Here is a 24310-nt window from a genome sequence, read left to right on the forward strand (position 1 = left end):
GTACTGCCCTTGTACTAGTCGCGGAGGGTTCGCCCTGTCAGGGTCAAGAACACGTCCGCCAGGGTGGGGTGATGTACCTCTACCCCGGCGATGTCGACGACGCCGGCCAGGCGCGTCAGCACCGCGGTGAGGTCGGCGTCACCGCCCGCGGCGGCGACGCGGAGCTGGCCGTGGACAAGCTCGACGTCGCCGAGCGCGCGTCGCACTGCGACCTCGTCGAGCACGGCGCCGGGGGCCGGGGTGATGCGAATAGTGCTGGATCCGAGCTCGGCCTTGAGGTTGGCTGGCGTGTCGAAACGGACTAATGCACCGCGATCGAGCAGGAGGATCTTGTCGCAGAGGGCATCCGCCTCGGCCATGATGTTGGTGGCCACGATGACGGTGCGCCCCTCCTGTTTAAAGCGGGCTATGTAGTCCCAGATCCGGTGCGTGGCCTGGACGTCCACCCCGAGGGTGGGTTCGTCGAGGAGGAGCAGGTCGGGGTTGGGCAGCAGCGCCCGGCCGATGGCGAGGCGGCGTTTCATTCCCCCGGAGTAGTTCTTGACAGGCTCTGTGGCACGGTCGCTGAGCTCGACGAGGTCGAGCACGTCCCGGATCCGGGCGTCGGCCCGGCCTTTCATGTACAGCGCAGCGTGAAAGCGCAGGTTCTCGATGGCATTGAGCTCCGGGTAGAGCGCGGTGTCCTGGGGCACCACGCCGATGAGCCGTCGCACCCGTTGCGCGTCGGCGACCGGGTTGAGGCCGAAGACGCGCACCGTGCCCGTCGTCGGCCGGTAGAGCCCCATGATGAGCTTCATGAGGGTGGATTTGCCGGCCCCATTGGGGCCGAGGAGCCCGTAGACCTGACCTGGTGGGCAGGTGAAGGTGACATCGTCGGTGCGGGGCTTTCCTCCCAGTACCTTGGTCACCTTTGTCATCGTGATTGCGTCCGTGTGTTCGTCGTTGGTCATTGTCCCTCCCACGGTGAAACCCAACATGTGTCGTATATTGACGAGTGTGGCAGAGGTAAAGAGCAGAAAAAACCAGCAATTGTGGCCATTGTGTCGGGTATGGCAGGACTGAGAGATGGGTAGACCGCGGAAGAACGCCGGCACGCCCGGCGCGCAGGCGCGGATGGTGAAGGCCTTCTGGAACCAGCTAGCCGCCGGCCCCTATGCCAGGATCAGCGCCACGTCCATCGTCAGGGAGGTGGGCTGCAACCGGGCCACCTTTTACTACTACTTCGATTCGATCGATGATCTGGCGGCCGTCGCGCTGGCGGAGTCAGTTCCCAGGCAGATCATGGACACGGTGGGCCAGTTGGTGAGCGGACAGGCCACATCCATGGAGCTCGACGACGCTACGCGCCAAGCGATTTCCCGGTTGTGCCTCATCGCCGGCACTGCCGGTTCCGCGCTGCTCATCGAGGAGTGCGAGCAGGCGCTGCAACGTGCGTGGGTGCACCGCTTCGACCTCGATATGGCCCGCCCGGAGATTGAGGCGGTGGTGCAGTTCATGGCCTCGGGGGTACTTGGTGTCATGGGCCGGTGGGCGGGTGCGCCTCTCGGCGAGGACTTCGACGCCTACCTGCGCACCATTACCGAGGTGTTTTCCGTCCCGGCGCTCACCTTTGTGGCCGGGCGTCGTAGCCTGGGAGGCGATAACCCGCCCACCCGTGCGACACCTTCAAGGAGACACCCATGAGCCCCACCGGGGATAAGATTCAGTTCCTTTACGCCTTCGACGCTCTCTGTGGCTGGTGCTATGGCTTCGGCCCCGCTCTGATGTCCTTTACCACCGCCAACGCCGAGCGCATCGACGTCGATGTTCGCTCCGGCGGGCTGTTCACCGGTTCCCGCGTGATGCCGGTGCGGGACTTCACTCACGCGGCCGAATCCAATGTCGCGATCGCCAAGGCGACGGGCGCCGTCTTTGGCGAGGGCTACGAGGCCATGATCGCGGAGGGCTCCACCGTCATGGATTCCACCTACCCGGCTAAGGGGCTCATTGCGCTGCGCCGGCAGATCGAGGCGCGGGCGGAGGGGTCAACGTCCGTGGCCCTCGTGCAGGCTGCCGAGGCCATCCACAAGGCGTGGTACCTCGACGGCAAGGACTTAAGCAACGAGCAGGTCTACCGCGCCATTGCCAAGGACCTAGGCCTGGATGCCGACGCCGTCGCCGCGGACTTCGCTTCCTCGGACACGACCCGGGGCGCGCAGCAGGAGTTCGTCGAGCTCAGCCGGTTGGGCGTGACACGCTTCCCCACCCTCATCATGGCCACTGAGCGGGGTCCTCGCGTCTTCGGCTCCCCGACGGCTACGGGCGAGCAGCTCACCGAGATCCTCGACGCGTACCTCGACGGGCGGATCAGCTAGCGTCGAGCAGCTCGCGCCAACGGGCGACGAGCGCCGGGTTCACCGGCTGGGTAAAGCTAGCGTTGTCGCGGGCTGGCGAGCCGAGGTGAAAGGCCTGCACCCCCGCCGCGGTCAGTGGTGCGAGGTGCTCGGGGCGTAGCCCGCCGCCGACCATCATGAGCTCAGCCGCCCCGGGTACGGAGCCTAAGACCGAACGCAGGGCGTCCATTCCCTGGGTGACTCCGGCCGGGGATCCGGCGGTGAGGACGTGGGTCAACCCGCTCGGCAGATCGGTGAGCTGCTCGAAGGCCTGGCGGTAATCGACGGCGTGGTCGATAGCGCGGTGCAACGTGTACGCGCCGGCGCCGGCCAGTACGTCGGAGAGGACGGGAATATCGAGGCGCCCGGAGGCGTCGAGGAAGCCTAGGACGACGCCCTGTGCGCCGGCGTCGAGGTAAGCGCGCTGGAGGGACTTGAGGCGGGTGATCTCGGCGGCGTCGGTGGCGAAGCCGGCGCGCAAGCGCAGCATGGCACGCACCGGAATGCCAGTGGCAACAGCGGCGGCCACCATGTGCGGGGAGGGCGACAGGCCGTCTGAGTCCATGGTGCCGACCACTTCGACGCGGTCGGCTCCGCCGTCGCGGGCGGCGCGGGCGTCGGCGGCGGACAGGGCAATGACTTCGAGCAGGGGCATGGCGTGGCGTGAGGTCAGCGACGCGGGCGAGAGCTGGAGCGTCCGAGCAGGAAGTAGGCGGCGGGGCCGAACCCGTTGACGAGCTGGGCCGCCATCCACGCCCACTTGGGGCCGCGCACACGGGCGACTGGCCGGCGGGCGAGGTCCTTGATCGCGAGGGCCTTGAAGGCCAACTCGGCGGCCCCGGCGCCGACGATGACGGCGCGGGCGGCGGTGGGAAGATCGTTGAACTCACTGCGCACCTGTGTGGGTTTCATGACTTATAGCCTATCGGTCTACCCCGATCATCGCCTGCTGAGACCAGCGCGCCGCTACGTCCTCGGGTGCCTAGGCCTCGCTCTGCGTCAGGCGACCGTCGTAGAGCGCGACCGCGTTGGCAGAGAGAATGGCGGCGGTGATCTCGGGGCTCAGCCCGGTCTCCCGGATGTAGCTGACGGCGCGGGTGTACTTCTCCTCCTGGAAGTACGGGAAGTCCGAGCCGGTGAGCAGCTTGTCCGTGTCATACACCTCGGAGGCCAGCCGCAGCGAGCCGGTAGAGAAGTTGGCGGCGTCGAACCACATCTGCCGCAGCGTCTTCGAGGGATCAGACTCGAAGGAACCCCAGTCCTCATAGTTGTCCTGGATGCGTCGCGCCAAGAAGGGCACGTCACCGCCGAGATGGGCGATGTGGAAGCGGATGTCCGGGAAGATGTTCGGGTAGTTGGCCTTGAGCAGCTGCAGGGTGACGATACCGTCCTCCACCGGCGCGCCGTTGACCCAGGTCAGCTCGGTGTTTTGCATCGGCGGGCAGTGCGCGGCGTGGCCGGTGGGGTGGATGTAAAGGACGGCCTTGCGGCGGTTGAGCTCCTCGAAGATGGGCCGGTAGACGTCCTGGGTGATGACGGCCTGCGGGTCGTTGAGCATGGCGTTGATGGCGATGCCCACAAACCCTAGCTCGTCGAGGCAATAGCCAATTTCCTCGATGGCCTTGTCCGGGTGGTTAAAAGGAATGGCGCCGTAGCAGGCGAAGCGACCAGGGTGGGCGTCGACGATCTCCCGGTAGAGGTCATTGACCATGCGGGAAGCCTCCGCGCCGGCCTCCGGGGTGGGCAGCAACGGGGACTGCGGAGTGGCGGAGAGGACCTGGATGTCCACGCCGGCCTCGTCCATCATGCGCAGGCGCTCCCCCAGGTCCTTCGCGGTGTTGTCCGAGTTGGGCATGCGCGCGATCTCCACGGCGGCGGCGTCGGCGCCCAGCTCGATGAGCCGGTCGAGGTAGGCGCCGGGATAGACGTGGGCGTGGGTATCGACGATGGGGGTGGGATCGACGTCGTCGGCTGTCGGGACCGCGCTCGACGAGCTGGTGGCGTTGGCCAGAGTCTGCATCGAATCACCTTCCTTATTGGTGTTGGAGCATCCGGCGGCTGCGAGGGGCGCGGCGACGGCGGACATCGCTAGGAACGAACGTCGAGTAAACGTCATATGGCCAGACCTCCCAAAGCCTTAGAAGGCCAACCTAACAAATCAAACTAAAGTATGCATCTCGGGATTCATTCCCGCGAATGTAACGACGTAGGGTCGAGGTCGAACCGCCGTCCTGGCCACCAGGACTCCTAGCCTGGCCGGGTGGAGGGTTAGACTGCCACCATGTTCGCCATCATCACGGTTACCGGTGAGGACCACACCGGCATCATCGCGTCGGTCACCACCGACCTCGCCGCCAACAACGCCAACATCGTCGACGTCTCCCAGACCATCATGGGAAAGTGGTTCACGATGATCCTGCGCGTGGAGCTCGCTGACACCACAGTGCAGGACCTCCAGGCGAGCCTCGACGAGGTCGCCGAGCGCGAGGCCTTGGTTATCCGCGTGCAGTCCGAGGCCCTCTTCGAAGCCGTAAGCGAGATCTAATGTCTGTCAGCATTCGCACCCGGGTCATTCTCGACACCATCGAGATGATCGAAAAGTACCGGCTGGACATCCGCACCGTGACCATGGGCATCTCCCTGCTCCAGTGTGCCCGCTCGACGATGTCCGCTACCGCGGAGGCGGTCTACGACCGTGTCACCTCCCAGGCGGCCCGCCTCGTGGAGGTCGCAGAAGGCATCGAGGCGGAGCTGGGCATCCCCATCGTCAATAAACGCATCTCGGTAACCCCCATCTCGCTCATCACCGCCGGCTGCGAAGGGTCGCCGGTCGAGGTCGCGAAGGCGCTCGACGCCGCCGCTCGCGAGGTGGGCGTGAACTTCATCGGCGGTTACTCGGCCCTCGTCGACAAGGGGGCAACCACGTCCGAGAAGGCCCTCATCCGCTCCATCCCTGAGGCGCTGGCCACCACCGATATTGTGTGCGGATCGGTCAACGTCGCGTCGTCGCGCGCGGGCATCAACATGAATGCGGTGGGCCAGATGGGCCGCATCGTCAAGCAGGCGGCCGAGGCCACGAAGGATGATTCCGCCATCGCGTGCGCGAAGTTTGTCGTGTTCTGCAACGCCGTGGGTGATAACCCCTTCATGGCTGGCGCGTTCCATGGCGTGTCTGAGCCGGACTGCGTCATCTCCGTGGGCGTGTCCGGGCCGGGCGTGGTGGACCGGGCGCTCGGCTCACTGGAGGGCGCCAGCCTCGACCAGGTGGCCGAGGAGGTCAAGAAGGCCGCGTTCAAGATCACCCGCTGCGGGCAGCTGGTGGGCACCATGGCCGCCGAGCGCCTCGGTGTGCCCTTCGGCATCGTGGACTTGTCGCTCGCGCCGACCGCCGAGATCGGCGATTCGGTGGCAGGCATCCTTGAGCACATGGGCCTGGACCAGGTGGGCACTCACGGCACGACGGCAGCGTTGGCGCTGCTCAACGACGCGGTAAAGAAGGGCGGCATGATGGCGTCGACGCGCGTCGGCGGCCTGTCCGGCTCCTTCATCCCTGTTTCTGAGGACAAGGGAATGATCGACGCGGTGCGCGCCGGGAGCATCTCCATCGACAAGCTGGAGGCCATGACCTCTATCTGTTCGGTGGGGCTGGACATGATCGCCATCCCGGGCGACACCCCGGCGGAGATCATTGCCGGGATCATCGCCGACGAGGCCGCGATCGGCATGATGAATCATAAGACCACCGCCGTGCGCGTGATCCCCGCCCCGGGGACGAAGGCCGGCGACGAGGTCAACTTCGGCGGGTTGCTGGGCTATGCCCCGGTCATCCCGGTTAACGAGGTGGGCAACGCGAAGTTCATCGACCGCGGCGGGTTCATCCCGGCACCCGTTCACGGCTTCCGCAACTAGCCTCAATTCGGGCGCACCCCTGCCGGATGATAGGAATTAGGTACTCAATTTTCATCTTCTTCCTAGACAAAGGGGTGCCATGTCCCACCCGACTAGCGCCGCGCCCGACCAACGAGTCTCCGCCGGCGATGCTTCTTCTACAGCCGAAAGCCGTCAACTTAAGCGCTCCTTAAGCACCCGCCACCTGACGATGATTGCCGTCGGCGGGTCCATCGGCACCGGCCTGTTCGTCGCCTCCGGCGCGACGATTTCCCAGGCCGGGCCCGGCGGCGCACTGCTGGCCTACTCCCTGATCGGTCTCATGGTGTGGCTGGTGATGCAGTCCCTCGGCGAATTGGCCGCCTACCTTCCGCTGGCCGGCTCCTTCCAGGAGTACGGCACTCGGTTCGTCTCCCCGTCCTTCGGTTTCGCCATCGGCTGGAACTACTGGTTTAACTGGGCGATCACGTTGGCCGCGGAGCTCGTCGCCGCTGCACTCGTGATGAAGTTCTGGTTCCCGGACGTACCGTCGATCGTGTGGTCGGCGCTCTTCCTTGCCGTTATCTTCGGACTCAACGCGCTCTCCGCACGCGCGTACGGCGAGGGCGAGTTCTGGTTCGCTTCCATCAAGGTGGTGACCGTGCTCGTATTCGTGGTGCTGGGTGTGGCGATGATCGCCGGCATCCTCGGCGGCACCTCCCCCGGATTTGAGAATTGGATCGCCGGCGAGGCGCCCTTCGTCGACGGCTCCATCGGCGTCCTGGCCGTCTTTATCGCGGCCGGCTACTCCTTCCAGGGCACGGAGCTGGTGGGCGTGGCCGCCGGCGAGGCCCAGGATCCCGGCCGCACCCTGCCTAAGGCGATCCGCACCATCTTCTGGCGCATCCTGCTGTTCTACATCGGCGCCATCGCGGTCATCGGTTTCCTCATCCCGTACACCGATCCGAACCTGCTCAACTCCGCTGAGGACAACATCTCCGTCTCCCCGTTCACGCTCGTGTTCGAGCGTGCCGGCATCGCCGTGGCTGCCTCGGTCATGAACGCGGTGATCCTCACCTCGGTGCTCTCCGCCGGCAACTCCGGGCTGTACGCCTCGGCGCGGATGCTCTACTCCATGGCGCGAAACGGCCTGGCCCCGCTGTATTTCACCAAGCTCAACAGCAAGCGGGTGCCGATGCGTGCGCTCGTGGCCACGACGGCAATCGGCGCGGTCGGTTTCATCACCTCCCTCGTTGGCGACGGCGCGGCGTACACCTTCCTGCTCACTTTGAGCGCGCTGGCGGGCTTCCTTACCTGGATGGGTATCTCCTTGTGCCACCTGCGCTTCCGTCGCGCGCTCGACGCGCAGGGCGTGGCCTTGGAGTCGCTTCCCTACCGTGCGCCTTTCGGCCCGTGGGGTTCTATCTTGGCACTGGTCATGTGCTTCGCGGTGGTGCTGGGCCAGGCTTACGCCCCCATCGTCAGTGGCGGTAATCTGTGGGCGATTCTCACCCCTTACCTGGGCATTCCGGTGTTTGTTGCGCTGTGGGTGGGTCACCGCCTCGTCACCAAGATTCCGGGGCACACCCCGGCCACGGCGGACATTTCGCGCGACGACGCCGCCTACGAGAGCTGACCTCGCCTTTTCGCCCTTCGCTGTCACCGGGAGACGCATCGTGCGTCAGTGCTCGAGCTCGGTGACAGCGAAGGGCGAAAACCTGTCTGGCCCCCGTCCGTGCGTCCCTTGCCGGGGGCACTGCGTCTCAAAAAACCAAGCAAGTATCCCGCCTCCTGGTACGATCATCTCAATCGATGAAACGACCAGGAGGTTTCTATGGCTGTCACCACCGACACGACCACCGCCGGCACCTCAACCTCGCCGGATGAAAGCCGCGCCGCCGTCCTCACTGTCACGGTGTTCCCGCTGTTCATCCTCGCCGGATCGATACTTGCCTACCTGGCCCCGGAACCCTTCCTGCCGCTGGGAGGTTTCATCACCTACTTCCTCATGGTCATCATGTTTTCCATGGGGCTGACCCTGACCCTGCCGGACTTTGCCGACGTCCTGCGTCGTCCCCTCATGGTGGGCCTGGGGGTGGTCTTCCAATACCTCATCATGCCGCTGGCTGCCCTGCTCGTAGCTAAGGTGATGGACCTCAACCCGGCCATCGCGGTGGGGCTCTACCTGCTCGGATCCGTTCCCGGCGGCACCAGTTCCAACGTCATCTCCTACCTCTGCCGCGGCGACGTCGCCCTGTCTGTCACCATGACGAGCGTGTCCACCCTGCTCTCCCCCGTCATGACGCCCGTGTGGATGCTCGTGCTCGCCCGCACCGAAACCGAGGTCGACGGCGTGGGTATGGCATGGACACTGGCGCAGACCGTGCTCATCCCCGTCATCGGCGGGCTCATGCTGCGCTACTTCTTTGACCGGCAGGTCAGTGCGATCTCGCCCATCTTGCCGGCGGTGTCCATTCTCGGCATCGGTGGGGTGGTCTTTCCCACCGTCGCGAAGAACGGCGAACTCATCGTCGCGTCCGGCGTGGTGGTGGTCACCGCGGTGCTGGTCCACAATCTCCTCGGGTACGTCATCGGCTATGCCGGCGCCAAGGCCTGCCGGTTCCCCGAGGCAGGGTGCCGCACCGTCTCGGCGGAAGTCTCTACGCAATCTGCCGGCCTGGCGTCCGCGATGGGGGCTAAGTTTTTCACCCCGGAGGCGGCGCTGCCCGGTGCGGTGGCCGCGGTGCTGCACAACATCACCGGCGCCATCTTCGCCGCCGTCATGCGTGCCGTGCCGCTGAAGAAGGACTAGGCGCGGTCAGCCGCGGTTATCATCTATCGCCTGGTCAAGGGGCTCATCAAGCCGGCGTAGACATGAGCGAGACCCAGATCGCGGCGGCGGCACTGGGCCCGAGAGTGAGGGCGTTATTTCCGGTATCGGCGTGTGCCACGGTGTAGGCCTTGGCCGACACCGTGTCTGTGAACGCCGGGCCTCGGGCGAGCCGGATCCGGGCGCCGGTGATGACGCCGTGCTGTGCCAGGTAACGCAGCAGCTCGGGATCCGCGTCGGAGATCCTCTCAACGCGCGCTTCGCAGCCGGCGTCGAGGGTTTCTCGGGGTAAGGCGCTTACCGCTATGGCGTCGAGGGTTTCGATGCGTCCGTCGCGGGTGGGGATGGGGTCGCCGTGGGGGTCGCGCATCGGGTAGTTGAGCTTGCGGGCCATGGCGTCGACGAGGGCGTTCGACGCCGCGTGTTCGAGCTTTTCGGCCTCGGCGTGGACTTCGTCCCAGGTGTAGCCGAGCTCGGCGACGAGGTAGGTCTCGATGAGCCGGTGGCGTCGCACCATGGCGACGGCAAGGTCGCGGCCGTGGTCGGTGAGTTCGACGGCGCCGTAGTGGGTGTTGTCGAGCAGTCCTTGCTGGCTGAGCTTGCGCACCGCGTCGGAGGCGGAGGAGAGTGTGACGCCCACGCGGGCGGCGAGCGCGGTTTTGGTGACGGGGGCGTCGTCCCATTCGCGCAGCACCCATACGGCTTTGAGGTAGTTCTGGGTGCTCACCGGCAGGCTGTCGAGGTCTGGTGCCATGACTGTGATCCTAACCAAGCTGTCTGTATCGGGCGGGTGCACCCACAATTGGAAACTACGGCGTAACGTAGTTATCGTGTTCGGCATGTCGAAACGCGTGATCCGCTTCCACCCGCTGCCCGCGGGCGAGGAAGTCGATCTGGTCTATTTCTCCTCCGTGAGCAACAACACCCACCGCTTTGTCCAGGGCCTTCGTTACCCCGGCGCCGGCACGCCTGTGCGCATCCCCCTTCGTCCTCACCTTGAGGGGATGCCGCGCGTGCACCGCCCATACGTGCTCGTCGTTCCCACCTACGGCGGCGGGAACCCCGCTCACGCGATCCCCCAGCAGGTCAAAGACTTCCTCAATGACCCCACAAATCGCAGCTTCCTGCGCGGGGTGATCGCCAGCGGCAACACCAATTTCGGCGAGGATTACTGCCTCGCCGGCCGTCAGATAACCGAGAAGACCCGCGTTCCGCTGCTCTACTGCTTTGAACTCCTCGGCACTCCCCATGACACCTCGGTCGTCAGCGAGGGACTTGCGAAGTTCTGGACCACCGTCGCCTAAAGAAACAGAAGGGACCTGTAGAACGTTGCCGATCACCCCACCGCAGCTGGCTACCCAGCCCGACGCCCGGGTTCGCCCCATCAATTGGAACCGGGTGGAGGACCCGAAGGATCTCGAGATCTGGAACCGCCTCACCGCCAACTTCTGGCTGCCGGAGAAGGTTCCTTTGTCCAACGACCTGCCCGACTGGGCCGGACTGACTGAGGCTGAACGCCGCCAAACGATCCGCGTGTTCACCGGACTGACCCTGCTGGATACCCTCCAGGCCACCCTCGGGGAAGTCTCCCAGATCCCGGATGCCCTCACCGAGCACGAGCAGGCCATCTACACCAACATCGCCTTCATGCAGTCAGTGCACGCCCGTTCCTACTCATCTGTCTTCTCGACGCTGACCTCCACCCGGGAGATCGACGAGGCCTACGCGTGGGCGGTGGCCAACGATGACCTCCAGGCTCGCGTGCATGCCGTGGCCCGCCACTACGTCGGCGACGACAAACTCAAGCGCAAGGCGGCGTCGACGCTGCTGTCCTCGCTGTTGCTCTACGCCGGGTTCTACCTGCCACTGCTGTTCGCCTCCCGGGGCACGTTGACCAACACGGCCGACCTCGTGCGGCTCATCCTGCGAGACAAGGCCGTGCACGGCTACTACTCCGGGTATAAGTTCCAGCGTGGTCTGGATCGCCAACCACAGCGCCGAGAGGAGCTGGCTGAGTTCGTCGACGACCTGATCCGGCAGCTCTACGACTTGGAGATGACCTACTCCGGGGCCCTGTATGAGCCGCTCGGCCTGACGGAGGCGGTAGCCATGTTCGTCTGCTACAACGCCAACAAGGCGCTGATGAATCTTGGCTACTCGGCCATCTTCTCCCCGGAAGAAACGCGCGTGGACCCGGCCGTGTTGTCCGCGTTGGCGCCGTCGGCGGACGAAAACCACGATTTCTTCTCCGGTTCCGGCTCCTCCTACATCATGGGCCGTTCCGAAAACACATCCGACACCGATTGGAGTTTCTAAACCATGTCCACCACCGTTACTAAGACCATCGCTGTCCTCGTGGGAAGCCTGCGCACAGGCTCCTACGCGAGGATCATCGCCCGCAACGCCATTGCGATGATGCCGGAGGGTTTTCACGCCGACATCATCGACATCGGGCACCTTCCGCTGTACAACTTCGACTACGACGACCCCGCCGTTGACGACGTCGCCCTGCCGGAGTCCTACACCGCCTTCCGCGAACGCATCGCCCGCGCCGACGGCATCCTCTTCGTCACCCCGGAGAACAACCGCACCATCCCGGCCGCACTGAAGAACGCCATCGACATCGGCTCTAAGCCGAATTCTGCCGTGGCGTGGAAGAACAAGCCGGCGGGCATCATCAGCCACTCCGTCGGGCGCATGGGTGGCTACAGCGCGCAGAAGAACCTGCGCCTGGCGTTGAGCTACTTCGACATGCCGCTGCCCGGCCAGCCGGAGGTGTTCCTGGGTAACTCGCCGACGCTCATTGGCGACGACGGCACCTTTACGCAGGACTCGACCGAGAAGTTCGTTGAGGACTATGTCCACCGCTTCTGCCGGCTGGTTGAGCACAACGGATAAGCGAAGACCCCGGGCAGGTACGCCCGGACACCCCTTGTAGAGGGGACAATCTAGGCGGAAATACGTCTGCTGTCCCCGGTTTTCCCGGAGGGTGCGGCGCATCGCGATTTCGGGAACAGGGGCTCGAGTTCTCTCGCAGCTGGGGGCAAAAGGTGGACAAGTGCCTTGGTATTTCGACATTTCGGGGCAAGGCATAATTCAGCAAGGCCCGCACCTCCAGGTGGCCACCCCACGAAGCAACCGAACCTCACTATGAAGCACAACCAGGATTGGCCGGAGCTAGACCTGGAATCTTTGCTGACTGGCCTCAATACGGCGACGGGCTATGCCACGAATCGGGTGGCGAAGCCGCATGACGACGCCGACTATGACGTCTGGATTTCTGGGGAATTGCTGGCCGTGTAATCGCGGTACCGCATCCCTTATCGAAAAACGGCAGCCGCTACCGGTTGCCCCCCTTAATCCAGCGCTCATTTCTTCCGGTGCCGCGCACATGCATACCGTGAATTCCTTCACGGCTGGGAGCCCGCAGCAACTAACTCTGGCTGGCGCCACAGCCTCTTAGTTTTTGTCTGATTTCTCCATCCGCGCGACCAGTAGCGGGCGCATATTCAGATCTAACATCGAGTGCCTTGCGTTCAACCCGGATAGTGGCAACCTTCTGGGCCGCCGCTATCAGCCGCTCAACTGCCTGACCGCAGCCTACGCACCCATCTGGGAAGAGGTCACGGGAAAACCGTAGGCGCCGGCCACTCCGGCGCACAATGCTGCTGAACGACGCCGCACAGCGGTCCTGGAACCACCCGCAGCCCGAGGCCTCCTGCATCTTCGAGAGCACGTTTACGGGTCTCGACTGAGAGGCGGGCTCGTCTCGCCGCCTACGAGAAGCTCTCCGCGGTTTAAACCCACATTCCGGTCCCCAGGGAGTCGAAACCGGCGGCTCCCCGGGGCCGTCATCGCGCGTGTCGTGCACGCGCCACGCGTCGCGGGTGGCGTCGCCGCCCTCGTTCCCACCTCCGAGTCGGGTAAAGCGGGCACACATCCGCCGGCTGTCAGACGTGCCGGCGGATACCTCCACTGATGTCCACTCCCACAGTTCTGGTGCGCTTTCCATTTGTTGCAAAGGTTTCTACCAGGGCTGTTCGTATCATGTTCGTATCTCGTTCGAGCGGTGTTCGATAGGCGTTCGAGTTGCGTTCGAGTAACCGAAAGGGGGCCTATTCTGGTGTAGTCACGACGTTCGAGGCATCGCTTTTAGTTTCGATTTCCTTGGAGTCTCGCCAGGCTTGGTTTCCGGAGACGGCTTCGGCAGTAGTGGTGCGTGGAAGCCTCTTCTTCCGTCCTTCCCAGCGAACGCTTGGAGAGCGCACCGGTTGGTGCACGTTTGAGCCCTCCCACTCCCCTACTTCTGATCGTCACGTGATTAATTGCCCGCCAGCAGCACACTGGACCTCTTTGAGGCGCTGATAGCAGCGAGGGGCGGTGCCTAGACTCGGAGTTGATGCTGCTTCACACTGTGTCCCTCGACGTTTCCGGCTGAAGGACTGACAGTGTCTGTCATCGCTCTTAACTCAGTCGCCCTTTCTCTCGGCTCCCGGCTGGTTCTTGTCCGGGTGAGCAAGACGGTGGCAGCCACGGAACGCGCGATGGTCGTTGGTCCGAACGGTGCTGGCAAGCCGACGTTGCTCGGCGTGGTGGCCGGAACCGTGCAACCCGACTCCGGCTCAGCCATCTCCGTCGGAATGGATATCTCGCTTCCGGATGCGAACTCTTTTGGCGGCTCAGTTCAGAGCTATCTCCACGAGGCCTTGGCTCCGCTGCGCTCGTTGTCCGAGCGCTTCGAGGAGCTTTCTGCGGCCTTGATCGCTGGCGCTGAAGGACTCGACGCCCAATTTGACGAAACGCTGTCGCCGGGACAACGCGCTCGCGTAGGACTAGCTACACTGCTGATCCTCAAGCCTGAGGCGCTGATCCTTGACGAGCCGACCAACCACCTCGACGCCGCGGCGCTCTCCTTCCTCACACACACCGTGACGAACTGGCCTGGCCCGGCACTGATGGCCAGCCACGACCGCTGGAACGGCCGACGCCTCGAACTCGTAGCTCCTGATGTGCGAGGTGCAAGCCACCCCCAAACGTAGAAGGTGGTCGACTGCCAGATGGATTTTACGCGTAACGGCACTTAGCCTTGGCCCAACTGTCTAGCACGCCTTGGTTTCAGGGAAGGAGTTGGCGATGGCCACCGCGCTCGATGTCGCTGCGTACATCACCGCCACTCATGGCGTCCAAGGTAAGGTCCGACTCCAGAAGCTCTGCTATCTAGCACAGGGTTGGCACTTGGCGTGGCAAGGCCGGCCCCTGTTCGATGATCCCCTGGAAGCCTGGGTGCATGGTCCGGTGTCCAAGGCAGTGTGGCGTTCGACCACTTATGGCGAAGGCAATGGTGAGCCGGCGTCGTTAAGTCCGCGCGAGAAGGAAGTCATCGACAGCGTGGCGGATTTCTATAAACATTTCAGTGTGGATGATCTAGTAGAATATAGTCATAATGACGCGTGGCGGGCGGCTCGCGGAGACCTTGGGCCCAAAGATCGGGGAAACCAGACGCTTAGCAATACTGACATCTACAGGTCTTTCGCCAAACGAGTGCTGCTTGGGTGTGAAGCTCCTAAGAAACCTCGGGTTATCAAACGTCTTGATGGCAGATCCTTTGCCGAGTCAATGGTAAGGGTTGATGAAGAACACAGGGAAATCCTGAACCTTCTGGCGACGGTTTAAGGAATGCTCAGTTCAGTAGATCTGGACGATCCTTCCTCGGTAACTGCCTTACTGATGGAAAAGTGCCTGGATGTCAATAGACGATGTGGAACTCGACTCACTCCGCAAGGTGCTGCCGAGAACTTTACCGGGCCCCATTGGTAAACCCCAACGGACTGGAATCTGCTGTATATTCGACACTCTTCCCTCCGTTCTCGGCGGCAGAGGATGAAAGGCTGCCCGTAGAGTTGGCCGCCGCGCTTTTCTACAAGATTTCCCGAGGCCATTTCTTCCTTGACGGTAATAAGAGGACGGCGTGGTTGGTCTCTGTCTCATTTCTCCGCGAAAAGGAGTAAGGGTCGTTCCTCCGGCGGCTAAGGATGCCAAGGACCTGGTTGAGCGAGTAATTCGCGATCCCAGACGGCCTCACGGGCGAGTCCGGCATATCGACGTCGATGACCGCCGACGGCCTCATCGAGGACCGCGACACGCTGCGCGATACTCCCCCGGACATCCTGCTCACCAACTACAAGATGCTCGACCAGCTGCTGCTGCGCGATGAGGACGTCGCGCCGTGACGTTGTTGCTGCGTCGGCTGAGGTCGACGCTGCGCCGGTGGCGATCTCTGCCACCTTGGGCCCGGACGAGGACGGGGACCTGTTGCTGGACTTTACCCGGACCATCTTCGGCGAGCAGCTGGACGCCTCGGCCGTCGTCGGCGAATCTCTGCTCACGGTCGATCAGTGACGAGAAACCATCGCCGTGCGCGACGGCGACCCCTGCCGCTGTCCTTTACTACTCGCGGCCTGGGCGAGCCGGAGAAGCGCGACGCCTTGCAGCGCGAACGGGCCTTGCTCTACGTAGCGTCGTCGCGCGCCCGCGAATCCCTGGTAGTGACTTCCAGCCCGGAGTCCTCGGAGCTGTCGACGAGCTAGCCGGCTAAAGGGGCTGGTCGGAAACCATAAGGTTGGACAAATTGGGAAGTGGAATAACTTATCAGGCGATAGGGTAAGGGCTATCAATCCCCCGTTCGCCTCCATAGAGGAGACCACCATGAAGAAGGTCCTGCGGAGCGCTGGTGTGCTCGCGGCGGCACTGATGCTGCTGCTCTCCGGCTGCTCCCCCGACGACTCCCCTCCGACCTCCCCCGACACGACCGCTGCACCCGGCGCCATCGGCGCCGTCGACCTGTCCAACCTCCACCCCTTCGGCGTCCCCGTCGAAGCCCCGGGCGTGACGCTGACCGTGACGTCCGTTACCCGCAGCCCGGAGCTTCAGCTATGGGCGGACGGCGTTCGACGCGGCTCGGCACCGCATGAAACCACGACCGCACAAGACGGCGCGGAGTTCTTCTCCGTGACCACGACGGTGGAAAACACCGGCCCCGCCCCGATGGATCTCAGCTGCGGCTACGCCATCGACGCTGCTCTGTTCAACGACAAGGCCCAGCGCTACGCGCCGGTGGAGGACCTCTCCCGGCTCATCGACACCCCCGAGTGCAACGCGGAGCTCAACCCGGGCATGTCCGCCACCATGACCTGGGCTTTTGAGATCCCCCGCGGGGTGACCATGCGTGCCTTCGGCTTCTTCCACCCGGAGCTGGCCTACGGCGACTACACTCTCGTGGACCTATCGAAAGCAAAAACCACCGCGACAACCACCGCGAAGGCGACGACAACCAAGACCCCGAAGACAGTCACGAAACGCTCCACGACGGTGAAGACCACGGTGACCACCACCGAGTCGGTTCCGGGCGAGTACCACGACCCCGAGGACATCGCCGACGCGGAACCGACGGACGTCGAGGACCCCTGGGGCTCCCCCGACGGACCTTCCGACCCCATTTATCCCAATGGCGGGTCGGAGATCGTCTCTTGTGGTGATCCGGCGGTGGTGCCACCGGGCACCACCTTCTACGCTGACGGCACCGCGGGGTGGACGCAGTACTGCGCGGATCTGATGGGAGGCTAAGCCAGCTCGACCCGGCAATACCGGTATGTGGCGGCACCCACCGCCACAATGATCATGCCCACGCTGCTAGCCACTGGCCACTGCCAAGTGATGTCGGTGACGCCTTGCGAAAAGCTGGTGATGACATAGGTTAGGCCCAGCGGCGAGGCATGACCTCGCTGGGTCCAGATCGCGGACACCAAAATCACGAGGTAGATGCTAAAACCGGCGGCCAATGGCGCACCGAGCCCCCGCAGCCCGGCCGAGGCCAGGAATTGGATCGCGTGAATCACCCCGATCTGCACCACCCACACCAGGCTCGCCAGGACGAAGGGGGCAAGCGGCGCCGATGGAAACACCACGACCGTGCCTACCCAGGCCACCATCGCGGCTCCGAGGGCTAACGCAAGCGCGAAAAACGCACTGGTCGCCGCGGAGCTGAGCAGGTAATGGCTGCGGCGTACGCTGCCGGGGAACATAAAGGGAATATCGCCGTGAGAACGAAGCGCGTGACAGCTAAAGGCGTTCGTGGCGATGAGCACCATGGTCAGCACCTGAGTGAGGTTCTTCACCCAACTGGCGGCGGCCTGGCGCCACGACGGATCGGGCAGCGTGGATTCGACGAGCGCCTGGACTTCCGCCCCGCCGAGTGCGCTGATGATCTGCGGCGTGTACAGCGCCAATACCCCTGGAGTTCCGGCCAGGACGATGACCACCGCGACGATCGCCCACGTGCCGCCGGAGCGCAGCAAGCGAATGAGGTGATAACGCCAGATCAAAGCGAATGCCGATGTGGTCATGATTTGCCGCCTGCTGTAGTCGTCAGTTCGGTGAATACGGCGTCGAGGCCGCGCCGGGTCGCCGTGATGCTCGCTGTGGGGTCGAGTCCTCGAATCGCTTGGGCCGCGGCTTCGGCGACATCGGCGCGCACCTGCACGGTCAGTTCGGAGTGTGTGGCCTCGGCATCGTCGAGCACCTCCGCTAAAGGCCCTTGAGCCAGCAATTCGCCGCGATGGAGGATACCGACGTGGGTGGAGACGCGGGCGACGTCGGCGAGGATGTGGGAGGAAAACACCACCGTGACCCGGCCGTGAAGCTCGCGCAGCAGGGCGAGGACATCGGCCCGCCCCATAGGATCAAGCGCACTGGTGGGTTCGTCCATGAGCAACAACCTGGGGGCGGTGACCAGTGACGCGGCGATCCCGAGGCGTTGCTTCATGCCTCGGGAGAAGGAACCGACCCGCCCCGGTGCGCGGTCGAGGTTGACGAGCCGGAGCAGGTCACCGGCACGCTCGGCGGCGAGGTCCGGGACTACCCCACCGAGCCGAGCCAGGGTAATGAGTGCATCCTTGGCCTGAAGCCATGGGCTGATATCGGGCACGTCGGGCAGATAGGACACCCCGGGTATCGGCGCCGTGGGAAAGGCGCCCCGCGGCCAGCCGAGTACCGTAGCGCTGCCCCCGCTGGCGGCGGCCAGGCCGGTGAGGATGCGTAGCGTGGTGCTCTTCCCGGCGCCGTTGGCCCCGACGAATCCGTAACAGGATCCGACGGGAACCTTAAGGTTTACGGCGCGTAGTACCTCCCGCGCCCCGTAGGTTTTGGACAGGTCTGTGGTAGCGATCGCCAGCTCCATGACCGTTATCCCTGGTAAAGGTTGTCGACGGCGGCAGCGACGCCGCGGGACGTGTCCGCGCTGCGGGTTCGGCGTTCGTATTCCCGCTGTGCGTTTCGCTCCCGGCGCTCACGGTGTGCCATGACGAGAAAGGCGACAGGCCCCACGAGCTGGCCGAAGACAATGGCGCACAACCAGATCGGCCGGCTCAGCCCCGCGATGACGGAGCGAGTATCCCGAAGCAGCACGATAAGCGCCCACACCATCGCCATCAGTTGGATGACGATGAGTACGCCAAGTCCCACCAACGCCGGCGTGGGCAGGCCAGCTAGCTCTTCGACGGTGTTCATGGGTTACTCCTTCGGATTGTTCAGGGCGGATTCGAGGCCGGACAGTGCCGTCTTGATGCAGGCCAGGTGTGTCGCGGCAGTGACCATTGGCCACAGCACGACGGCTCCGGCCACCCACGGTTGGCGGATTTCGGGCTTTTCGGCGGCGCGGTGCATGGCGGTCAGCCAGGCCAGGGCCATCGCCTCCACTCCGAGGAGATCCGCCTGGTTGGCCAGGTGGGTGGCGATTGCGGACTCAGGTTCGTCGCGCTCAAGGACTCGCGGGACGACGGCGACCATCGCCGCGAGCAGCACCGGCGGCAGGGCTCCGCGCCGCCCAGTAGTGAAGCCTTGAGCCACCCCGGATAGTGACCAGCGCACGGGTACCTGCTCTTTGGCGCTGAGACGAAGCGCACTGGCCGCCACCAACGCGCTGGCGACGACGCTGGCAGTATCCACTCCTCGGGTCAACCACGCCGGAACATGGGCGGCGAGATCCGGTAGTGAGTCATCTTCCCGGATGAGGCCGAGCTTCACTGCGACGGCGGCGATGTTGATGTCCCACCCTAACCCGTATTTTCGGGGTACAAGCCAGCGTGGATTTTCGGGTTCGAAGCCGTCGAGGGCGGCGTCGGTACGCCCTAGCCACATCCCGGAAACAGGTATGCCGACCGCGCGCCACTGCCCGTCGTCGTCCTTGCCCCACCACTTCATCGTTCTTGGTCCTTTCTTGTTGATTTCTCCACCGCTGAGTTGAGCACTGCCCACTCGGCCTTTAAGTCCTGTAGGCGGTTCCGGCCTTTGGCTGCGAGTTCGTAGATTTTCCGCGGCGGCCCCACGGGAGATTCCTGCCAGGATGTGGCGACCAGGCCCGTCTTGCGAAGCCGCGCCAGCAGCGGGTACAGGGTCCCCGAGGACACCTCCAGCCCCACTTCGTTGCGGAAGCGCTCCACGAGCTGCCCGCCGTAGGAGGGCTCGACTGCCAAAAGTCCGAGAGTGATGAGCTCGACGGCTCCCTTTCTCAGTTGCGACTCCGCCATCCATCCTCCTTAGTTAACCAGGTACCTTGTAAAACATACTACCGGACACGGCGGAGCTCCGCCAGCCCTAAAGCTTTATCTATCCCGGTAGCCGCTGGCCTTAAGCCAGCTCGACGATCTCCATGTACTCGTCACTCCACAGGTCTTCATCACCCTCCGGCATGATGATGACCCGCTCGGGCTCCAGGGCACGAACCGCACCCGGGTCGTGGGTGACGAGCACCACCGCGCCGGTGTAGGTCTTCAGCGCGTCGAGCACCTGCTCACGGGAGATAGGGTCGAGGTTGTTCGTCGGCTCGTCGAGCAGCAGCACATTCGCCCGGGAGCTCACCAAGGTAGCCAACGCCAGTCGGGTTTTCTCACCACCGGACAGCGTGCCAGCGCGCTGTTCCAGCTTGTCGCCAGAGAACATGAAGGCACCCAGCAAGGAGCGCAGGTTCTGCTCGTCGGCGTCGGGGCAGGCCGCGATGGTGTTCTCCCATACGCTGGCCGCGCCATCGATGGTGTCATGCTCCTGAGCGAAATAGCCGATCTTCAGCCCATGCCCGCTGACGATGCCGCCCTCTCCGTCGGTGCGCTCCACGCCGGCCAGAAGTTTGAGCAGCGTGGTTTTGCCGGCGCCGTTGTAACCCAGCACCACCACGCGCGAACCCTTATCGATGGCCAGGTCCACACCAGCAAACACCTCCAGCGAGCCGTACATCTTGGTCAGACCCTTGGCGTACATGGGGGTCTTGCCGCACGGCGCCGGCTCGGGGAAGGAGATGTGGGCCACCTTATCGGCCACGCGGACCTCGTCAAGGGAGTTCATCATGCGCTCCGCGCGGGCGAGCATCTGCTTAGCTGCGGCCGCCTTGGTGGCCTTCGCCCCCAGCTTGGCGGCCTGCTTCTGCAACGCCGACGCCTTCTTCTCGGCGTTGGCGCGCTCCCGGCGACGCCGCGCCTCGTCGAGCGCCCGAGCGTCTTTGTACTTGGCGAAGCCCATGTTGTACACGTCGGCCTCGGCGCGCACCGCGTCGAGGAACCACACCTTGTTGCACACGGCGTCCAACAGGTCCACGTCGTGGGAGATCATGATGAGCCCGCCGTCGTGCTTGGACAGGAAGCTGCGCAACCACGTCACGGAGTCAGCGTCCAAGTGGTTGGTGGGCTCGTCGAGCAGCAGCGTGGTCTGCGACTTTCCCGAACCGTTCGTGGCAGCGAAGAGGATCTGCGCGAGCTCAACACGCCGGCGCTGACCGCCCGACAGCGTCTTCAGCTGCTGGTCGAGCACCCGCGGCGGCAACCCCAGGTTGTCACAGATTTGGGCCAACTCAGCGTCGGCCTCGTAGCCGCCGAGCGCGTAGTAACGCTCCTCCATGCGGGAGTACTTCTCAATAGCTCTGTCGCGCTTAGCGCCCTCGCTGGCCGCCATGATCTGCTGCTGCTTGAGCATGGACCGCTTCAGCTCGTCCAGGCCCCGGGCAGAAAGGACCCGCTCGCGGGCGGTGATCTCGATGTTGCCCTCACGGGAATCCTGCGGCAGGTAGCCGATGTCGCCGCTACGCGTCACCGTCCCGCCGTAGGGTTCGGTCTCGCCGGCGAGGATACGCATCGTCGTGGTCTTGCCGGCACCGTTACGGCCCACCAGCCCGATTCGGTCGCCGGGCTGGACGCGCAGGTGTGCGCCCGGCGCCTCCAAGAGGGTGCGGGCGCCAACACGGACTTCGAGGTCGTTGGTGACAATCACTCTCGTGGAGTCTAGCCGGAAAGGCCGAAAAAGGCCTAGACGGAGAAGCCGAGGGCGCGCAGCTGCTCGCGGCCGTCCTCGGTGATGAGGTGCGGGCCCCACGGCGGCATCCACACCCAGTTGACCACGAGGTTATCCGCGCTGGTGTTACCCACGACGGCCGTGAGCGCCTGGTCCTCGATGACGTCGGTGAGCGGGCAGGCCGGGGACGTCAGCGTCATATTCACCACGACGGTGCTGCGTCCCGATTCCTCGGTCTCCACCCAGATGTCGTACACCAGGCCCAGGTCCACCACGTTGATCCCCAGCTCGGGGTCGATGACGTCGTGCAGGTACTCCTCGGCCTCGGCGGCGAGCTTGAGCTGCTCCTCGTTCTGCTCCGGGCGGGCCGTGACAGCGTCGAACGGCGCCGGCTCGTCGGCCTGCGGCGGCTGATTCGGCTCAGTCATCTATTTGGTCTCCTTATCTTCTAAGGCTTCGGCGGTGGCGGCCTGGTAGGCCTTCCACCCCAGCAGCGCGCACTTGACGCGGGCCGGGAACTTCGACACCCCGGCGAAGGCGACGCCATCGCCGATGAGCTCGGCGTCGCCCTCCTCGGTGCCGCGGGAGGTAATCATCTTCTCGAACTCGGCGAGCTTGCCCATCGCCTCCGGGATACCTAGGCCGATGATCTCGTCGGTCATCACCGACGTCGACGCCTGGGAGATGGAGCATCCTTGCGCATCGTAGGAGATGTCTTCGATGCGCTCGCCGTCGTCGGACAGGCGCACCCGCAGGGTCAGTTCGTCCCCGCAGGACGGGTTGACGTGGTGCACCTCGGCGTCGAAGGGTTCGCGCAACCCGGCGTGCTTCGGGTTTTTGTAGTGATCCAGGATGACCTCCTGGTACATGGCCTCCATGCTCATTTACTTCACCCCAAAGAAAGTCTGCGTGTAGTCGATGGCGTCGACGAGCGCATCCACCTCGTCGCGGGTGTTGTACAGGTAGAAGCTCGCCCGCGCCGTGGCCTGCGCGTCGAGGCCCCGGTGGGCCGGCCACGCGCAATGATGCCCGGTGCGCACGCTCACCCCGCGGGAGTCGAGCAACTGGCCGAGGTCGTGCGGGTGCACCCCCTCGACGGTAAAGGAGATGGCCGCACCGCGCTTCTCGGCCGTGGTAGGCCCGGCGATGCGCAACCCGTCGATCTCCCCCAGCCGCTCAAGCGCGTACGCAGTGAGCTCATGCTCGTGGGCGGCAATGGCCGCCATGCCGATCTCGGTGAGGAACTCCACCGCCGCGCCAAGGCCCACAACCTGGCTGGTCATCTGGGTTCCGGCCTCGAAGCGCTGCGGGGCCGGCGCATACGTGGAGCTGTCCATCTTCACGATCTCGATCATCGAACCGCCGGTAAGAAACGGCGGCAGTTCATCGAGCAGCCGTCCGCGGCCGTAGACCACGCCCACGCCCGAAGGCCCGCACATCTTGTGCCCGGAGAACGCGGCAAAGTCCACGCCGAGAGCGTGAAAGTCCACCGGCATGTGGGGCACCGACTGGCAGGCGTCGAGCACCGTCAACGCGCCGACGGCCTTCGCCCGGCGCACGAGCTCCGCGACGTCCGTGATCGCGCCGGTGACATTCGACTGGTGGGTAAAGGCAACCACCTTGACGGTTTCATCGAGCTCTAGTGAATCAAGATCGATCCGGCCATCGTCCGTCATCCGGTACCACGCCAGGCGTGCGCCGGTGCGACGGCACAGTTCCTGCCACGGCACGAGATTGGCGTGATGCTCCAGCTCGGTGACGACGACGGTGTCGCCCTCGCCCACCCGAAGCCACCCGGAGCGGTCATCACCGAGCGTGTAAGCGACGAGGTTGAGGGCCTCGGTGGCATTCTTGGTGAAGGCGATCTCCGAGCTCCGCGCCCCCACGAAGGCGGCGATGGCGAAGCGGGCCGACTCGTACGCGTCGGTCGCCTCTTCCGCAAGCTGGTAGGAACCTCGGTGCACCGGCGCGTTCGTTCCCAGCACGAAGGCCTCCTCGGCACGCCACACCCGCTCGGGGCGCTGCGAGGTCGCCCCGGAGTCGAGGTACACGAGCGGGCGCTCGTCGCGCACCGTGCGCGACAGGATCGGAAACTCGGCGCGGACCGCCTCGACGTCGAGACGACCGTCAGCGCGGACGTAGCCAGCCATTAGACGAGGAACTGCTCGTAGCCGTCGGATTCCAGGCGGTCAGCCAGGTCAGCGCCGCCGGTGGTGACGATCTTGCCACCGGCGAACACGTGGACGAAGTCCGGCTTCACGTAGTTGAGGATGCGCTGGTAGTGGGTGATGAGCAGGATGCCGCCATTGGTCTGCTCCTGGTAGCGGTTGACCCCCTCGGAGACGATGCGCAGCGCATCAACGTCGAGGCCGGAGTCCGTCTCGTCGAGCACCGCAAACTTCGGCTTGAGCAGCCCCAGCTGCATGATCTCGTGGCGCTTCTTCTCACCGCCGGAGAAGCCCTCGTTGACCGAGCGCTCGCCGAAGGAGGCGTCGATGTCGAGCTGCTCGCGGGCCTCGCGCAGCTCCTTGATCCAGTCGCGCAGGGCAGGGGCCTCGCCACGGACGTGGGACACGGCTGTGCGGATGAAGTTCGACGAGCTCACGCCCGGGACCTCGGTCGGGTACTGCATGGCCAGGAAGAGGCCGGCGCGGGCGCGCTCGTCGACTTCCATGTCGAGGAGGTTCTCGCCGTCGAGCAGCACCTCACCGTCGGTCACCTCGTACTTCGGGTGGCCGGCGAGGGTGTAGGACAGGGTGGATTTGCCGGAGCCGTTCGGGCCCATGATGGCGTGGGTCTCACCCGAGTTGATGGTGAGGTTAACGCCCTTGAGGATCTGAATGGGCTCGGCGCCTTCCTGGGTGGAAGCGACCTGGGCGTGGAGGTTCTTGATTTCCAGAGTGGACAT

The 24310-nt window shown here is 64.5% G+C and carries 32 protein-coding genes; 17 read left to right on the forward strand and 15 right to left on the reverse strand.

What is annotated here, in order from left to right:
* Positions 1–14: 14 nt before the first annotated feature.
* Positions 15–950, reverse strand: a complete 936-nt coding sequence (locus CUTER_RS05505; protein ID WP_047259583.1) for an ABC transporter ATP-binding protein — start codon at positions 948–950, stop codon at positions 15–17.
* 115 nt (positions 951–1065) lie between these two features.
* On the opposite strand from CUTER_RS05505, the gene CUTER_RS11050 reads away from it, so the two are divergent.
* Both CUTER_RS11050 and CUTER_RS05515 read left to right on the forward strand, forming a co-directional pair.
* On the forward strand, positions 1066–1683 hold the full coding sequence (locus CUTER_RS11050; RefSeq protein WP_052844047.1) for a TetR/AcrR family transcriptional regulator: 618 nt from the start codon (positions 1066–1068) through the stop codon (positions 1681–1683).
* Positions 1680–2354: a DsbA family protein gene (locus tag CUTER_RS05515; RefSeq protein WP_047259584.1), complete on the forward strand. Its 675-nt coding sequence runs from the start codon at positions 1680–1682 to the stop codon at positions 2352–2354. Before CUTER_RS11050 ends, CUTER_RS05515 begins: the two co-directional genes overlap by 4 nt.
* On the opposite strand, the gene CUTER_RS05520 is transcribed toward CUTER_RS05515, so the two are convergent.
* The 3 genes from CUTER_RS05520 to CUTER_RS05530 all read right to left on the reverse strand — a co-directional run bounded on the left by CUTER_RS05520 (position 2347) and on the right by CUTER_RS05530 (position 4488).
* A complete protein-coding gene (locus CUTER_RS05520) occupies positions 2347–3027 on the reverse strand; it encodes a copper homeostasis protein CutC (RefSeq protein WP_047259585.1) in 681 nt (226 codons plus the stop codon). The genes CUTER_RS05515 and CUTER_RS05520 overlap by 8 nt on opposite strands.
* 14 nt (positions 3028–3041) lie before the next feature.
* On the reverse strand, positions 3042–3284 hold the full coding sequence (locus tag CUTER_RS05525; RefSeq protein ID WP_047259586.1) for a PLDc N-terminal domain-containing protein: 243 nt from the start codon (positions 3282–3284) through the stop codon (positions 3042–3044).
* Positions 3285–3354: 70 nt separating this feature from the next.
* Positions 3355–4488 carry an amidohydrolase family protein gene (locus tag CUTER_RS05530; RefSeq protein WP_047259587.1) on the reverse strand — a complete coding sequence of 378 codons (1134 nt, stop codon included), beginning with the start codon at positions 4486–4488 and terminating at the stop codon, positions 3355–3357.
* Between the two features lie 165 nt (positions 4489–4653).
* Here CUTER_RS05530 and CUTER_RS05535 point away from each other — a divergent pair, with 165 nt between their 5' ends.
* The 4 genes from CUTER_RS05535 to CUTER_RS05550 all read left to right on the forward strand — a co-directional run bounded on the left by CUTER_RS05535 (position 4654) and on the right by CUTER_RS05550 (position 9051).
* Entirely contained in the window at positions 4654–4917 is a 264-nt protein-coding gene (locus tag CUTER_RS05535; RefSeq protein WP_047259588.1) for an ACT domain-containing protein, read from the forward strand.
* Positions 4917–6281, forward strand: coding sequence for a PFL family protein (locus tag CUTER_RS05540; RefSeq protein WP_047259589.1), 1365 nt, complete (start codon positions 4917–4919; stop codon positions 6279–6281). The genes CUTER_RS05535 and CUTER_RS05540 overlap by 1 nt, the downstream gene beginning before the upstream one ends.
* A gap of 79 nt (positions 6282–6360) precedes the next feature.
* Positions 6361–7875 carry an amino acid permease gene (locus CUTER_RS05545; RefSeq protein ID WP_082121281.1) on the forward strand — a complete coding sequence of 505 codons (1515 nt, stop codon included), beginning with the start codon at positions 6361–6363 and terminating at the stop codon, positions 7873–7875.
* 198 nt (positions 7876–8073) lie between these two features.
* Positions 8074–9051, forward strand: a complete 978-nt coding sequence (locus tag CUTER_RS05550) for a bile acid:sodium symporter family protein (protein WP_047259590.1) — start codon at positions 8074–8076, stop codon at positions 9049–9051.
* Between the two features lie 46 nt (positions 9052–9097).
* Here the strand turns inward: CUTER_RS05550 and CUTER_RS05555 are convergent, their stop codons facing one another.
* On the reverse strand, positions 9098–9823 hold the full coding sequence (locus CUTER_RS05555) for a metal-dependent transcriptional regulator (RefSeq protein WP_047259591.1): 726 nt from the start codon (positions 9821–9823) through the stop codon (positions 9098–9100).
* 85 nt (positions 9824–9908) lie between these two features.
* On the opposite strand from CUTER_RS05555, the gene nrdI reads away from it, so the two are divergent.
* The 11 genes from nrdI to CUTER_RS05590 all read left to right on the forward strand — a co-directional run bounded on the left by nrdI (position 9909) and on the right by CUTER_RS05590 (position 16692).
* Positions 9909–10373, forward strand: a complete 465-nt coding sequence (gene nrdI / locus CUTER_RS05560; protein ID WP_047260632.1) for a class Ib ribonucleoside-diphosphate reductase assembly flavoprotein NrdI — start codon at positions 9909–9911, stop codon at positions 10371–10373.
* Between the two features lie 25 nt (positions 10374–10398).
* Positions 10399–11385 carry a class 1b ribonucleoside-diphosphate reductase subunit beta gene (gene nrdF, locus CUTER_RS05565; RefSeq protein ID WP_236684773.1) on the forward strand — a complete coding sequence of 329 codons (987 nt, stop codon included), beginning with the start codon at positions 10399–10401 and terminating at the stop codon, positions 11383–11385.
* 3 nt (positions 11386–11388) lie between these two features.
* Complete coding sequence (locus tag CUTER_RS05570; protein WP_047259592.1) at positions 11389–11967, forward strand: NADPH-dependent FMN reductase; 579 nt, start codon at positions 11389–11391, stop codon at positions 11965–11967.
* 252 nt (positions 11968–12219) lie between these two features.
* A complete protein-coding gene (locus CUTER_RS11790) occupies positions 12220–12372 on the forward strand; it encodes a hypothetical protein (protein WP_162488648.1) in 153 nt (50 codons plus the stop codon).
* A 1145-nt stretch (positions 12373–13517) separates the two neighbouring features.
* Positions 13518–14108 (forward strand): ATP-binding cassette domain-containing protein, encoded by a 591-nt coding sequence (locus CUTER_RS05575; protein ID WP_047259593.1) that lies wholly within the window; start codon positions 13518–13520, stop codon positions 14106–14108.
* 94 nt (positions 14109–14202) lie between these two features.
* On the forward strand, positions 14203–14742 hold the full coding sequence (locus CUTER_RS11055) for a Panacea domain-containing protein (RefSeq protein WP_052844049.1): 540 nt from the start codon (positions 14203–14205) through the stop codon (positions 14740–14742).
* 83 nt (positions 14743–14825) lie between these two features.
* On the forward strand, positions 14826–15077 hold the full coding sequence (locus CUTER_RS12060; protein WP_082121283.1) for a Fic family protein: 252 nt from the start codon (positions 14826–14828) through the stop codon (positions 15075–15077).
* Between the two features lie 99 nt (positions 15078–15176).
* Positions 15177–15299 (forward strand): hypothetical protein, encoded by a 123-nt coding sequence (locus tag CUTER_RS11960; protein WP_269079424.1) that lies wholly within the window; start codon positions 15177–15179, stop codon positions 15297–15299.
* Positions 15280–15468: a hypothetical protein gene (locus tag CUTER_RS05585; RefSeq protein WP_047259594.1), complete on the forward strand. Its 189-nt coding sequence runs from the start codon at positions 15280–15282 to the stop codon at positions 15466–15468. Before CUTER_RS11960 ends, CUTER_RS05585 begins: the two co-directional genes overlap by 20 nt.
* Positions 15465–15656, forward strand: a complete 192-nt coding sequence (locus CUTER_RS11600; RefSeq protein WP_144412271.1) for a hypothetical protein — start codon at positions 15465–15467, stop codon at positions 15654–15656. Before CUTER_RS05585 ends, CUTER_RS11600 begins: the two co-directional genes overlap by 4 nt.
* Positions 15657–15774: 118 nt before the next feature.
* Positions 15775–16692: a DUF4352 domain-containing protein gene (locus CUTER_RS05590; RefSeq protein WP_047259595.1), complete on the forward strand. Its 918-nt coding sequence runs from the start codon at positions 15775–15777 to the stop codon at positions 16690–16692.
* Here CUTER_RS05590 and CUTER_RS05595 read toward each other — a convergent pair.
* From CUTER_RS05595 to sufC, 10 genes are all read right to left on the reverse strand, one after another.
* Positions 16689–17471 carry an ABC transporter permease gene (locus CUTER_RS05595; RefSeq protein WP_047259596.1) on the reverse strand — a complete coding sequence of 261 codons (783 nt, stop codon included), beginning with the start codon at positions 17469–17471 and terminating at the stop codon, positions 16689–16691. The genes CUTER_RS05590 and CUTER_RS05595 overlap by 4 nt on opposite strands.
* Positions 17468–18304: an ABC transporter ATP-binding protein gene (locus CUTER_RS05600; RefSeq protein WP_047259597.1), complete on the reverse strand. Its 837-nt coding sequence runs from the start codon at positions 18302–18304 to the stop codon at positions 17468–17470. Before CUTER_RS05600 ends, CUTER_RS05595 begins: the two co-directional genes overlap by 4 nt.
* A gap of 5 nt (positions 18305–18309) precedes the next feature.
* Positions 18310–18633, reverse strand: coding sequence for a PLDc N-terminal domain-containing protein (locus CUTER_RS05605; protein WP_047259598.1), 324 nt, complete (start codon positions 18631–18633; stop codon positions 18310–18312).
* Positions 18634–18636: 3 nt separating this feature from the next.
* Positions 18637–19326 (reverse strand): DUF5808 domain-containing protein, encoded by a 690-nt coding sequence (locus CUTER_RS05610; protein WP_047259599.1) that lies wholly within the window; start codon positions 19324–19326, stop codon positions 18637–18639.
* Positions 19323–19652, reverse strand: coding sequence for a PadR family transcriptional regulator (locus CUTER_RS05615; protein ID WP_047259600.1), 330 nt, complete (start codon positions 19650–19652; stop codon positions 19323–19325). Before CUTER_RS05615 ends, CUTER_RS05610 begins: the two co-directional genes overlap by 4 nt.
* Before the next feature lie 100 nt (positions 19653–19752).
* Entirely contained in the window at positions 19753–21381 is a 1629-nt protein-coding gene (locus CUTER_RS05620) for an ABC-F family ATP-binding cassette domain-containing protein (protein WP_047259601.1), read from the reverse strand.
* A 35-nt stretch (positions 21382–21416) separates the two neighbouring features.
* On the reverse strand, positions 21417–21830 hold the full coding sequence (locus CUTER_RS05625; protein WP_047259602.1) for a metal-sulfur cluster assembly factor: 414 nt from the start codon (positions 21828–21830) through the stop codon (positions 21417–21419).
* A complete protein-coding gene (sufU, locus tag CUTER_RS05630; protein ID WP_047259603.1) occupies positions 21831–22286 on the reverse strand; it encodes a Fe-S cluster assembly sulfur transfer protein SufU in 456 nt (151 codons plus the stop codon). It abuts the gene before it with no gap.
* Positions 22287–23552: a cysteine desulfurase gene (locus CUTER_RS05635; protein WP_047259604.1), complete on the reverse strand. Its 1266-nt coding sequence runs from the start codon at positions 23550–23552 to the stop codon at positions 22287–22289.
* Positions 23552–24310: a Fe-S cluster assembly ATPase SufC gene (sufC, locus tag CUTER_RS05640; protein ID WP_047259605.1), complete on the reverse strand. Its 759-nt coding sequence runs from the start codon at positions 24308–24310 to the stop codon at positions 23552–23554. The genes CUTER_RS05635 and sufC overlap by 1 nt, the downstream gene beginning before the upstream one ends.

This window comes from Corynebacterium uterequi (assembly GCF_001021065.1).
Taxonomy (GTDB): Bacteria; Actinomycetota; Actinomycetes; order Mycobacteriales; family Mycobacteriaceae; genus Corynebacterium; species Corynebacterium uterequi.

Bases quoted from the DNA above. Each gene is read 5' to 3' on its own strand.
- CUTER_RS05505 (WP_047259583.1), bottom strand. From the start codon at position 950: ATGACCAACGACGAACACACGGACGCAATCACGATGACAAAGGTGACC.
- CUTER_RS11050 (WP_052844047.1), top strand. From the start codon at position 1,066: ATGGGTAGACCGCGGAAGAACGCCGGCACGCCCGGCGCGCAGGCGCGG.
- CUTER_RS05515 (WP_047259584.1), top strand. From the start codon at position 1,680: ATGAGCCCCACCGGGGATAAGATTCAGTTCCTTTACGCCTTCGACGCT.
- CUTER_RS05520 (WP_047259585.1), bottom strand. From the start codon at position 3,027: ATGCCCCTGCTCGAAGTCATTGCCCTGTCCGCCGCCGACGCCCGCGCC.
- CUTER_RS05525 (WP_047259586.1), bottom strand. From the start codon at position 3,284: ATGAAACCCACACAGGTGCGCAGTGAGTTCAACGATCTTCCCACCGCC.
- CUTER_RS05530 (WP_047259587.1), bottom strand. From the start codon at position 4,488: ATGACGTTTACTCGACGTTCGTTCCTAGCGATGTCCGCCGTCGCCGCG.
- CUTER_RS05535 (WP_047259588.1), top strand. From the start codon at position 4,654: ATGTTCGCCATCATCACGGTTACCGGTGAGGACCACACCGGCATCATC.
- CUTER_RS05540 (WP_047259589.1), top strand. From the start codon at position 4,917: ATGTCTGTCAGCATTCGCACCCGGGTCATTCTCGACACCATCGAGATG.
- CUTER_RS05545 (WP_082121281.1), top strand. From the start codon at position 6,361: ATGTCCCACCCGACTAGCGCCGCGCCCGACCAACGAGTCTCCGCCGGC.
- CUTER_RS05550 (WP_047259590.1), top strand. From the start codon at position 8,074: ATGGCTGTCACCACCGACACGACCACCGCCGGCACCTCAACCTCGCCG.
- CUTER_RS05555 (WP_047259591.1), bottom strand. From the start codon at position 9,823: ATGGCACCAGACCTCGACAGCCTGCCGGTGAGCACCCAGAACTACCTC.
- nrdI (WP_047260632.1), top strand. From the start codon at position 9,909: ATGTCGAAACGCGTGATCCGCTTCCACCCGCTGCCCGCGGGCGAGGAA.
- CUTER_RS05570 (WP_047259592.1), top strand. From the start codon at position 11,389: ATGTCCACCACCGTTACTAAGACCATCGCTGTCCTCGTGGGAAGCCTG.
- CUTER_RS11790 (WP_162488648.1), top strand. From the start codon at position 12,220: ATGAAGCACAACCAGGATTGGCCGGAGCTAGACCTGGAATCTTTGCTG.
- CUTER_RS11055 (WP_052844049.1), top strand. From the start codon at position 14,203: ATGGCCACCGCGCTCGATGTCGCTGCGTACATCACCGCCACTCATGGC.
- CUTER_RS12060 (WP_082121283.1), top strand. From the start codon at position 14,826: ATGTGGAACTCGACTCACTCCGCAAGGTGCTGCCGAGAACTTTACCGG.
- CUTER_RS11960 (WP_269079424.1), top strand. From the start codon at position 15,177: ATGACCGCCGACGGCCTCATCGAGGACCGCGACACGCTGCGCGATACT.
- CUTER_RS05585 (WP_047259594.1), top strand. From the start codon at position 15,280: ATGAGGACGTCGCGCCGTGACGTTGTTGCTGCGTCGGCTGAGGTCGAC.
- CUTER_RS05590 (WP_047259595.1), top strand. From the start codon at position 15,775: ATGAAGAAGGTCCTGCGGAGCGCTGGTGTGCTCGCGGCGGCACTGATG.
- CUTER_RS05595 (WP_047259596.1), bottom strand. From the start codon at position 17,471: ATGACCACATCGGCATTCGCTTTGATCTGGCGTTATCACCTCATTCGC.
- CUTER_RS05600 (WP_047259597.1), bottom strand. From the start codon at position 18,304: ATGGAGCTGGCGATCGCTACCACAGACCTGTCCAAAACCTACGGGGCG.
- CUTER_RS05605 (WP_047259598.1), bottom strand. From the start codon at position 18,633: ATGAACACCGTCGAAGAGCTAGCTGGCCTGCCCACGCCGGCGTTGGTG.
- CUTER_RS05610 (WP_047259599.1), bottom strand. From the start codon at position 19,326: ATGAAGTGGTGGGGCAAGGACGACGACGGGCAGTGGCGCGCGGTCGGC.
- CUTER_RS05615 (WP_047259600.1), bottom strand. From the start codon at position 19,652: ATGGCGGAGTCGCAACTGAGAAAGGGAGCCGTCGAGCTCATCACTCTC.
- CUTER_RS05625 (WP_047259602.1), bottom strand. From the start codon at position 21,830: ATGACTGAGCCGAATCAGCCGCCGCAGGCCGACGAGCCGGCGCCGTTC.
- sufU (WP_047259603.1), bottom strand. From the start codon at position 22,286: ATGAGCATGGAGGCCATGTACCAGGAGGTCATCCTGGATCACTACAAA.
- CUTER_RS05635 (WP_047259604.1), bottom strand. From the start codon at position 23,552: ATGGCTGGCTACGTCCGCGCTGACGGTCGTCTCGACGTCGAGGCGGTC.
- sufC (WP_047259605.1), bottom strand. From the start codon at position 24,310: ATGTCCACTCTGGAAATCAAGAACCTCCACGCCCAGGTCGCTTCCACC.